At 69.2% G+C, this 10,049-nt stretch carries 11 protein-coding genes; 5 read left to right on the top strand and 6 right to left on the bottom strand.

Annotation, left to right across the window (positions count from 1 at the left end):
- Positions 1-16 precede the first annotated feature (16 nt).
- Both H483_RS39520 and H483_RS24195 read right to left on the bottom strand, forming a co-directional pair.
- Positions 17-193 carry a hypothetical protein gene (locus H483_RS39520; protein ID WP_017835851.1) on the bottom strand — a complete coding sequence of 59 codons (177 nt, stop codon included), beginning with the start codon at positions 191-193 and terminating at the stop codon, positions 17-19.
- Positions 183-1,136 carry a hypothetical protein gene (locus H483_RS24195; RefSeq protein ID WP_193746843.1) on the bottom strand — a complete coding sequence of 318 codons (954 nt, stop codon included), beginning with the start codon at positions 1,134-1,136 and terminating at the stop codon, positions 183-185. The genes H483_RS39520 and H483_RS24195 overlap by 11 nt, the downstream gene beginning before the upstream one ends.
- Positions 1,137-1,392: 256 nt before the next feature.
- On the opposite strand from H483_RS24195, the gene H483_RS24190 reads away from it, so the two are divergent.
- Together H483_RS24190 and cynS are read left to right on the top strand one after the other, a co-directional pair.
- Positions 1,393-2,250 (top strand): formate/nitrite transporter family protein, encoded by an 858-nt coding sequence (locus H483_RS24190; protein WP_017835849.1) that lies wholly within the window; start codon positions 1,393-1,395, stop codon positions 2,248-2,250.
- A gap of 32 nt (positions 2,251-2,282) precedes the next feature.
- A complete protein-coding gene (gene cynS / locus H483_RS24185; protein WP_017835848.1) occupies positions 2,283-2,732 on the top strand; it encodes a cyanase in 450 nt (149 codons plus the stop codon).
- A gap of 117 nt (positions 2,733-2,849) precedes the next feature.
- Here the strand turns inward: cynS and H483_RS24180 are convergent, their stop codons facing one another.
- Together H483_RS24180 and H483_RS24175 are read right to left on the bottom strand one after the other, a co-directional pair.
- Positions 2,850-3,941, bottom strand: coding sequence for a dihydrodipicolinate reductase (locus H483_RS24180; protein WP_017835847.1), 1,092 nt, complete (start codon positions 3,939-3,941; stop codon positions 2,850-2,852).
- Positions 3,942-3,949: 8 nt separating this feature from the next.
- Complete coding sequence (locus tag H483_RS24175) at positions 3,950-4,951, bottom strand: Rieske 2Fe-2S domain-containing protein (RefSeq protein WP_017835846.1); 1,002 nt, start codon at positions 4,949-4,951, stop codon at positions 3,950-3,952.
- Positions 4,952-5,043: 92 nt separating this feature from the next.
- On the opposite strand from H483_RS24175, the gene H483_RS24170 reads away from it, so the two are divergent.
- Complete coding sequence (locus tag H483_RS24170; protein WP_017835845.1) at positions 5,044-5,691, top strand: TetR/AcrR family transcriptional regulator; 648 nt, start codon at positions 5,044-5,046, stop codon at positions 5,689-5,691.
- Here the strand turns inward: H483_RS24170 and H483_RS24165 are convergent.
- Entirely contained in the window at positions 5,688-6,179 is a 492-nt protein-coding gene (locus tag H483_RS24165; protein WP_193746845.1) for an SRPBCC family protein, read from the bottom strand. The two genes, H483_RS24170 and H483_RS24165, sit on opposite strands and share 4 nt — an antisense overlap.
- Positions 6,180-6,390: 211 nt before the next feature.
- Between H483_RS24165 and H483_RS24160 the strand changes: the two genes are divergently transcribed.
- Both H483_RS24160 and ccsB read left to right on the top strand, forming a co-directional pair.
- On the top strand, positions 6,391-8,082 hold the full coding sequence (locus H483_RS24160) for a cytochrome c biogenesis protein ResB (RefSeq protein ID WP_042328993.1): 1,692 nt from the start codon (positions 6,391-6,393) through the stop codon (positions 8,080-8,082).
- The gene (gene ccsB / locus H483_RS24155) at positions 8,079-9,077 is read left to right on the top strand and encodes a c-type cytochrome biogenesis protein CcsB (protein ID WP_017835842.1); all 999 of its coding nucleotides are present in this window, start codon (positions 8,079-8,081) and stop codon (positions 9,075-9,077) included. Before H483_RS24160 ends, ccsB begins: the two co-directional genes overlap by 4 nt.
- 184 nt (positions 9,078-9,261) lie before the next feature.
- On the opposite strand, the gene H483_RS24150 is transcribed toward ccsB, so the two are convergent.
- Positions 9,262-9,807 carry a hypothetical protein gene (locus H483_RS24150; protein ID WP_017835841.1) on the bottom strand — a complete coding sequence of 182 codons (546 nt, stop codon included), beginning with the start codon at positions 9,805-9,807 and terminating at the stop codon, positions 9,262-9,264.
- Positions 9,808-10,049: the final 242 nt, after the last annotated feature.

The raw sequence follows: 10,049 nt of genomic DNA, 5'->3' as shown, positions 1-10,049 counted from the left end.
GATTGGGAGACACACCCTAGAAGAACGCCGCCCAGACCAGGCCGACGATGAACATTGCGACCCCCAGGAGGAACTGCGTCCGGTTCTGTATGTCATGCCACAAACTCGCCACGAAACGCTTCTTGATGTCCGCCCAGCGTGAGAACGGCGGATCGCCTTCCCCGACCGGGCAACCGTCCGGCTCAGTTGCCATCCTCGGTTCCTTCCGCATCTGGGCCGGCGGCGTATACGGCATCGTGCACCGCGCCGCCGACTTCCTGTCCCGCCCACGCACCGACCCCGGCGCCGATTCCCGCCCCGATGAACGTGCCCACAGGCCCGAAGAACGACCCCGCAGCCGCTCCGGCAAGGGCCCCGCCGGCCATGCCGCCGCCGAGAGCCCCGCCCGTCTCGAGAATTGCTTCTGCGGCAGTGGTCTCCCCCCTGGCATACCCCGTGACGCCCTCGTACGCCGTGAACCCCCCGCCCGCGGGTCCGGCGAGCCGGCCGGCTCCCCGAAGCAGTCCGGCGGCCCGGCGCCCGGCGTCATCGGGCATCGGATCGGCCTTGTGCCGGCCCCTGGTCTCGGGGTCGTGCTCGTCCGCGAGAGCAGACGCCCCTTCTCTGACGGCCCCGCTACCCGCGGTGATGGCGGTTCCGAGAATCACCGCATCCGGCCCCGGGATGGTCGCCCTGTCCACCTCCGGCGGGATGGCCCGATACATCAAACCGGCTATGGCGTCGATCTCCCGGCCGTAGTGCTGATCCAGCGACCCGACGGTGGCCAACGCCTGGCCGAGCGCCTCGACATGCCCGTCGACGACCTCCTGGGTGATCTCGTCGCGGCCGGGAGCCGGTCCCACGGAGTCCTCGCCCACCACGAGCCCGGCGGCCTCGGCCTCGTCGACCCGGTCACGAACCGCCTGCACCGCCGGCCCCACCGCGGCGGCGGCCCGGGAGAGGGCGTCAGCCAGCTCCCCGAGACCGTCCGCGAGCTTGGTGACGTGCACCTTCTCGCCCTCGGCGGCGTCCAGGACCGCATCGGCTGCCACGCCGTTCCAGCCCACGTCCAGCGCTGAGCGCCCGGCAGCCAGAGCCGTCCGGGCCTCGACAGCCAGCGCCACCCGCTCTGCGACGGCGGAGCTCGCCGTCGTCACGCCCCCGACATCCCACCGTCTGACCCGGCCGATCGTGTACCCCACACCGGTCCTTCCTCCCGCGCCGTCACAGTGTCTGACGGCGCGCCGGCCTGTCTGGTTCCACGGGGGGCCGAACTCTCACCTCACCGTGCCGCCGGCGCGAGGTGAGGGCTCGGTTACCGGTGTGCGGTCCGGGGTAACGACCGCGTCACAATGCTCGGCCACACTCACTCCGGTACGCCCGCACGCCCGCCGCACAACTGGAGGCAACCACGTGTCCTACGTCCAACCCTCGGACTTCACCCGCGCGATGATCGACGCCGGAGCGAGCAAGGTCCGCATGTCCACGCGTGACACGCTCATTCGGAGCTTCATGGCGGGCGCTATCCTGGGCCTGGCCGCCGCGTTCGCCATCACCGTCACGGTCCAGACCGGCAGCGCGCTCCTCGGGGCGGTGCTGTTCCCCATCGGGTTCATCCTGTTGTACCTGCTCGGCTTCGATCTGCTGACCGGCGTGTTCACGCTGGTACCGCTGGCGCTGCTGGACAAGCGCAGGGGAGTGACGGTCCGCGGGATGCTGCGCAACTGGGGCCTGGTCTTCGTCGGCAACTTCGCCGGCGCCCTCACCGTGGCGTTCCTCATCGCCTTCATCACCACCTACGGCTTCAACCTGGCACCCGACGAGGTGGGCCAGCGGCTCGGCGAGCTCGGCGAGGAGCGGACCCTGGGCTACAAGGAGTACGGGGCGGCCGGGATGCTGACCCTGTTCTTCCGCGGTGTGCTGTGCAACTGGATGGTCTCGACGGGCGTAGTGGCGGCGATGATGTCCACCAGCGTGAGCGGCAAGGCGCTGACCATGTGGATGCCCGTGATGCTGTTCTTCTACATGGGATTCGAGCACTCGGTGGTCAACATGTTCCTGTTCCCGACCGGCCTGATGCTCGGCGGCGAGTTCTCGCTGGCCGACTACCTGGTGTGGAACGAGATCCCCACCGTCATCGGCAACCTCGTCGGCGGGCTCTGCTTTGTGGGTCTGACCCTGTACGTCACTCACGCCCGCACCAAGGCGCAGCGGCCGCTGCCGGAAGAGCCGGCCGAGCGCGAGGCCGACCGCGAGCCCGCCTCGGTCTGAGCGACACACGACCCCATCCGAGAGGAACCCCGATGACCCCCATCATGTCCAAGCACGACGCCGCGGCACACGTGGAGTCCGCCCGCATCCGTCAGGGACGCACCTGGGCAGAACTGGCCGATCACCTGGGCGCACCGCTGGTGTGGACCACCGCGGCCCTGCTGGGCCAACACCCGATGTCCGCCGAGCAGGCGCGGTCGGTGTGCGAACTCCTCGGCCTGGACGAGGCCGTGGCGGAGAGTCTGGCCCTGCAACCGAGCCGCGGTACTCCGCCGGAGGTGATGGCCGACCCGACGATCTACCGCTTCACCGAGGCCCTCTCGGTGTACGGGCCCGCGCTCAAGGCACTCATCCACGAGGAGTTCGGCGACGGGATCATGAGCGCCATCAACTTCTCGGTGGACTTCGCGAGGCGCCCGGACCCCGACGGGGACCGCGTGGTGATCACCCTGGACGGGAAGTTCCTCGACTACCGCTGGTGACGGCGCCCGGGCCGCCGGGTAGAACGACCGGCCCCCTCCGCGGGCGCCCGGGCCGCCGCCGGGCCGCCGAGCCACCGGGCCGCCGAGGGAGCCACCGCCGCCGAGCCCGGTGGCCCGCTACCTCGCGAACCTGCCGGCGAACGTCCGCAGCGGCAGATCCGCGCTGGTGACGACCCCGGCGGGTGCGGCCATGACCGACCTGATGGAGTTGAGCGCGGGTAGCCCGGTCACGGTCATGCCGATGGACGCGAAGTCCTCGGGATCGGAGAGGTCGACACCGGGTGCGGGGAAGATCATGTGCTTGTTGTAGATCTGCGGATCGCCCTTGATCATCGTGATGTAGCACCCCTTGATGTCCCACTCGGGCTCGGTGAGCGGGGTCATCTGCCACTCGAGGTGGGTCTCGATCCGCGAGACCCCGTCGACCATCCCCAGGTACTTGATGTAACTCCCGCCGAGGGACCCTTTAGGTAGCCGGTACCAGCCCAGGTCGACGTCCTCGGTGCAGGCGCCCAGTTCGCAGTCGAACACCACCTCGTCCAGCTCGAGGTCGAACGCGTCGGCCATCATGTACACCGAGTCCGCGAACACCTCGGTGTACTTGCGCAGCATCCCCGGCAGCGCGGGATCGTCGACGGGCCTGCCGTAGCCGACCTCCGTCCAGGTGTCGGCGGAGTGGTGACAGGACACGTCGACGGACTCGATCGTGGTGACGTTCTCGATGTCGGCCACGTCGGCCGAGGCGACCAGGCCGAGGATCTGGTTGAGGCCCGGGTTCATGCCGGTTCCGTAGAAGGTCGCCCCGCCGGCCTTCGCGGCCTCGTCCAGGATCGCCCGCCACGACCGACCGGACGGGTGCGGATGGTTGAGGTCGCGGTGATGGCCGGTGATCCAGTCCGCTGTGGTGACGACGTTGATGCCGGCCTCGAGGACCTTCAGGTAGAGCTCCTCGTCCGGGAAGACACCGTGAAACGTGAGGACGTCCGGACGTGTGGCGATGATCTCCTCGACGGTGCCGGTCGCGAGAATCCCGACCGGCGCGATGCCGGCCAGCTCGCCTACGTCTCGGCCGACTTTCTCGGGCGAGTAGCAGTGGACGCCCACGAGTTCCAGATCCGGGTGGCTGCCGATCCGCCTGATCATCTCGCTGCCGACGTTGCCGGTGGCGACCTGGAACACGCGGGCGGGATCACTGGTGCTGCTGGTCATCTGAGGTGTCACCTTCCGAGGAGTGAATGATCGGGATAGAACTGGGTAGCCCACGTCCGCAGGGCGGTGAACCCTTCGTATTCGCCGGGGGCGAGCGCGGCGGGGTCGGAGTACTTCTGGTGCCTCCAGATGGCGAGGTCGGCCTCGAACTGCTCGATCACGCCGCGGCCGTGCCTGACCGCGCGCTCGGCGGACTCGTCGTCGCCCAGGTCCGATCGCCGGCGGATCCAGACGGAGAACCGGACGTCACAGGTCTCGTCGTCGACCGGGGTGACGCAGGTCGCGGTGCGGTTGTCGACCATCCCGTGGCTCCGGGTGACGGCGACCCCCAGCCCGCCGTTGATGGCCTCGACCCCGCTGTCGACCTCCTCGATCGACCCCGGTGAGCCCTCGAACGCGATGGTGAAGTCAACGTAGGAGACGGGCTCGTCGAAGTCCTGCCTGGTGAAGACCGGGATGATCGGCACCTTGTGGACGAACTCGAAGTGCGCGAAGTCGACCCCGTTCTCCAGGACGTACTGCGGATGGAGGTGGAGCCGCTCCTCGACGAGCGTGGTCCGCGGGTGGCACGGGTGGTAGTCCTCGGCGCGCGTGCCGTCGTCCCAGCTGGTGAAGACGTCGGGCACGTCGAAGTACGGCTCGCGCCCCTCGAGGTCGTGCCAGATGTAGATCGACTCGTTCCGCTCGACCACCGGGTACGTCCTGATCTTGCGGCCGAGGTTCGGGCGGTCCGCGTAGGGGATGGCGGTGTTGCGCCCGTCCGGGTTCCACTGCCAGCCGTGGAAGGGGCACTGGATGGTCTCGTCGACGACGGTGCCGCCGTGGCCGAGATGGGCGCCGAGGTGTTTGCAGTACGCGTCCATGACGGTGGCCCGGCCGGATCGGCTCCGCCAGGTCACCAGGTCCTCCCCGAACGCGGTGACCCGGTGGACGTGGCCGACCGGGACCTCGGCGGACCACGCCACCTGGAACCAGCCGGTCGGCTTCATGGGGAGCGGGGGCTTGGGCATCGGCGGACTCCGTTCTCGGCTCGAACCGGCAGGAGGTGGCAACGGCCATCCACAAAAACAGAATGGCGATTCTGCGACGGTAGCATCGAGCCGTGGAGGCCACAGGGATTACGACGACGACGACGACGAGGACCGGCGACCGTGAGGAGAAGCTCCACGGCTACCGCCGACAGATCCTCCGCGCCGCGGAGCGCGAGTTCGGCAAGGCCGGGTTCGCCGCCACGCCGATGAACGCGATCGCGGCCACCGCCGGGTTGTCCCTGGCCACCGTGTACAAGTCCTTCTCCGGCAAGGCGGAGATCTGGGACGCCCTGCACCGCACGCGGATGGACGCCCTGCTGGAGGCGGTGCGCGAGGCCGACGCCGGGGAGCCGGGGCTCGAGCGCCTGCTCACCGGGCTGCGTCGGGTCTTCCTCTTCCTGGCGGCGCACCCCGCCTACCTCGAGATGAACCTCCGGGCCGGTGGGGGATGGGCGAACAGCGTGGAGGGCGCCCACGGGATCCAGCGCACGGTGTGGAGCTCTGGCCTCGAGGTGATCGCCGCCGGGATGCAGGCCGCGGCGGACCGGGGGGAGCTCGCCGGCCTCGATCCGCGCATCGCCGCGGGGATGGCGATCTCCGCGCTCCAGGTGTGGTTGTCCGAGTGGGTGGCGTCAGAGCGCGCCGAGGATCCGGAGGTGCTCGTCGACGACATGACGCGGCGGCTGCGCCTGCTGTTGACCAGTTGTGCTGACGATTAGCCCGGGTACCTCTCGGCCGCCAGGGCGCTGAGCCGCCGCAGGAAGCGGCGGAACAGCAGGTTCATCACCGGGCGGATCACGGAGATCGACAGGTTGGTCACCGCGGTGCCGTGCATCGCCAGCGTCCACGTGAGTCGGCAACCGCCCTCGGTGGGCACGATGTCGTAGGCCTCGGCGAAGGCGTGGATCCCCTTGGTGGAGCTGGCGTTGAAACGGAACGCCATCCGGCGCTCGGGCTCCCACGCCAGGAACTCCTCCTCGCCGACCAGGCCGCCGAGCATGTGGACGGTGCGGGTGGTGCCCACGCCGTACGGGGGCTCGCTGGTCCAGACCACCTTGGTGATCACGCCCGCCCAGCGCGGCCACGAGTCGGCGTCGACGAAGATCTCGAACAGCTGTCGCGGCGTGGCGGGGATCGCCACGCTGTTGGTGAAGCGGAACCGGGCGGTGTCGGTGTACTCGACGTCCACCGGTTCACAGGGGTGCATGGTCGGCATCGCCCCTCCTCTCGTCTGACCCCTGGAGGTCCATGTCCCGAGGGTTGAACACGTTCTTGTCCCGTGGGTCGTTCAGGCGGGCCGTGCCCTCACAGAACAGGCGGGCCGAGCCCTCACAGAAACCGCTCAGGAGCCCCCGACTAGCCTGGGTTCATATCGGCGCCGCGACAGGTCGGCGCGCCGCGAACCGCAGATGGACCCCATGTCAGAGCCCAGAACCGTCGCCGCCCGCTCGTCGCTGGCAGGCGTGACCGCTTTCCTGCGCAACTCTTGGCGCACCCTCACCGCCATGCGCACGGCGTTGATCCTGTTGTTTCTGCTCGCCGTGGCGGCGATCCCGGGCGCGCTCCTGCCCCAGCGCAGCCTCAACGAGGGCAACGTCAACGACTACATCGCCGAGAACGGCTGGCTGGGCGAGTTCTACGACCGCCTGCAGCTGTTCGACGTGTTCTCCAGCTGGTGGTTCACCGCCATCTACGTCCTGCTGTTCGTCTCGCTGGTCGGCTGCCTCACCCCGCGCTGCTTCGAGCTGGTCAGGCAGTTGCGCACGCCCCCGCCGCTCACGCCCCGCAACCTCGCGCGGCTGCCCCACCACGCCGCGTACCGCACCACGGCCTCGCCCGAGCAGGCCGCCGACCAGGTGCAGTCCCAGCTCAAGGGTTGGCGGGTGCGGCGTAACGACGGCGACGGCCGCGTCCCCGGCACCATCGAGCTCTCCTCCGAGCGCGGCTACACGCGCGAGGTGGGCAACATCGTCTTCCACTTCGGCCTCCTGGCGCTGCTCATCATGTTCGCGGCCGGAAAGTTCGTCTACGCCGAGGGCATGCGGGTGATCATCGCCAATGCCGAGTCGCCGGCCTTCTGCAACACGACCCCCAGCGCGTACGACACGTTCCGCGCGGGGATCCTGGTCGACGGCACCGATCTCGAGCAGTTCTGCATCAAGATCGAGGACTTCCGCGCCGACTACCTGCCCAACGGCCAGGCCGAGATGTTCACCTCCAACGTGCGGTTCACCGAGGAGGTCTCGACGACCGATCCGCAGACGTGGGAGCCGTACGAGATGCGCGTCAACCACCCGCTGCGCGTGGGCTCGACCCGCGTCTACCTGCAGGGCCACGGCTTCGCGCCCACCTTCACGGTCACGTTCCCCAACGGCGAGACCCGCACGGACACCCAGCACTGGCAGCCCACCGAGCTGCAGACGTTCTTGTCGTCGGGCATCATGCGCTTCGACCCGCCGGCCGGCTTGTACCCGGATCTGATGGAGCGGCGCACGCAGCAGATCGCCGTTCAGGGCCTGTTCGCGCCGACGGCGTCGTTCGACGGAACGCTCCTGAGTTCCCGCTTCCCCAACATGGACGACCCGGCCGTGGCGATCGACGTCTACCAGGGCGACGCCGGCCTCGACACCGGCCGTCCGCAGTCGGTCTTCTCGCTGGACTCGGACCTCATCGAGTCCGGCGCCCTCGAACGCCAGGCGCGCGTCAACCTCTTCCCCGGCGAATCCACCACCCTGCCCGACGGCACCGAGGTCCGTTTCGACGGGGCCGAGGAGTTCATCAACATCCAGGTCTCCGAGGACCCCACGCAGCTCTGGGTGGGAGTCTCCGCCGCGGTGATGATGGCCGGTTTGATCCTGAGCCTGATGGTGCGGCGCCGTCGGATCTGGGCGCGGGTGTCTGTCGACGACGCAGGCGTGACCCGTGTCGACCTGGGGGGCCTCGCCCGGACGGACCGGATGGGCTGGGGATCGGAGTTCGACGAGCTCCGGGACCGGCTCGTCGCAGCGGCGGCCGTCACACCTGTCTTGCCCGAGGAGCCCGACTCGGGACACACTGCAACCAGTCGCGGCACCGCCGGCGACGCTCCGCGGAAGGACGACACCCGGTGAACTCTCTGATACTCGCCCAGGGCCTGCCCATCGACGAGACGCTCTCGACGTACAGCGACCTGGCGTTCCGCACGTCGTTCGCCATCTATGTCCTGGCGCTGATCGCCTCGCTGATCTACTACGCCGGCTTCCGGGTGGAGAAGGTCTCGCCGAGGCAGCTCGCCGGCGCCGGCGGGCCGGGACTCACCGAGTCCACGTCTCTCACCGATACCGGCGACGAGGACCGCGCGTCCGCGGGCAACGTGCGCTGGGCGCGTATCGCGCAACTGTTCGTCACGATCGCCTTCGTGTTCAGTGCGTCCTCGCTGGTGCTCCGCGGTGTGGCGACCGACCGTTTCCCCTTGGGCAACATGTACGAGTTCATCCTGGCCACCACCGTTCTCGCGGTGGGCACGGGACTGGTGTTCCTGCGCAAGCCCGCGTTGCAGGTGGCGTGGCCGTTCGTCCTCGCCCCGGTGTTGCTGCTGCTGTTCTTCGGCGGGACCCATCTGTACTCCGAGGCCGCCCCGGTGGTGCCCGCACTGCGCTCGTACTGGCTACCGATCCACGTGACGATCATCTCGTTGGGCTCGGGCATCCTGCTCATTCCGGGCGTCGTGTCGATCATGTACCTGCTGCGCGTGTGGCAACCCCAGGGTCAGGAGAAGGGGTGGGCCACGCGACTGACCCGGCCGCTGCCCGCCGCCGAAACCCTGGACCGGTTGGCGTACCGCACCACGGTGATCGGCTTCCCGATCTACAGCGTGGGCATCCTGCTCGGGGCGGTCTGGGCGGAGAGCGCGTGGGGCCGCTTCTGGGGCTGGGATCCCAAGGAGACCGCGTCGTTCATCTCCTGGGTCCTCTACGCCGGGTACCTCCACGCCCGCGCGACCAGCGGCTGGGGCCCCAAGAAGGCGGCGTGGATCAACATCGCGGGTTTCGTGGTGTTGGCGTTCAACCTCTTCTTCATCAACATCGTGGTCTCGGGCCTGCACTCCTACGCCGGGCTGAACTGAGGCACCCAGCCCCGCCCCTGCCCAGCCCGCCGGGCCGGACCGGGCATCCGCGCGAGCGCCTGCCCACTCCTCGCAGAGCCGCCCGTCGCGATGAACTCTCGCCTGCGCATACGTGACGGCAGGAGTACGTCCAGGGGAGCGGCTGGCACAGGCGTGCGGCTGGCACAGGGGTGCGCGCAGCCCCTCAGAGCTGCGCGAGCAGGTCCTTCCAGACGGGCTTCCAGTAGTCGATCGCCTCGGCCGAGTCGAGCTTGGTGTGCGTCAGCCCGACTGACGCCTTGCCGTTCTTCTTGTCGCTGAAGTTCAGGGCCACGCGGGTGCCGTCGGCCAGCGGGACCCGCCAGTAGCGCCACTTCTCGCTGCTCGACGTGGTCGCCGGCGCCTCGACCTCGACGCCGCCGAACTCCTCGCGGTCGCCCGCGAGCGCCACCCACGCCTGCAGCGCCGCGTCCATGTCGCCGGTGATGGTCCGCGAGGTGGACATCTGGAAGTCGCCGGTGCACGACTGGCCCGGAACCCGCAGTCCGGCGTGCTGCTCGTAGGCGATGGCCGTGCCCTGGGCCCACCACTCGGCGCGCTCGACCGACTCCGGCATCATCCCCAGGGCCGCCTTCGCGATCGCCGAATGCGCCATCTCCCGCGCGCCGGCCTGCTCGAGCATCTCGACCCACTCCTCCCATGGGCGGCCGGTGGCGGAAGCGATGGCGGAGGTGTTGGACGGCTTGGTCATGCCCTCATGCTGCCCCAGCGGGGTGCGTGCGGTCGTCGGTTCCTCCCGGAGCCGCTCCGAGAAGTGTGCTGCCCTCCGGTGCCCTGCACCCCCTTTGCAGGGCAGACCAGGTCAAGCGGAATTCCCGAGCGCGAGGGAGTACCACGACCAGGACCGAGACCACGACGACGACGAGTTCCGCCGCCGCGACACTGCGTCGTCCACCTGCTGGACCGACCGTGCAGGTGCCAGCGACCGCGGCT

It is taken from the genome of Dietzia sp. UCD-THP (assembly GCF_000349585.1).
Taxonomy (GTDB): Bacteria; Actinomycetota; Actinomycetes; order Mycobacteriales; family Mycobacteriaceae; genus Dietzia; species Dietzia natronolimnaea_A.
This window is presented reverse-complemented; position numbering and strand designations above follow the sequence as displayed.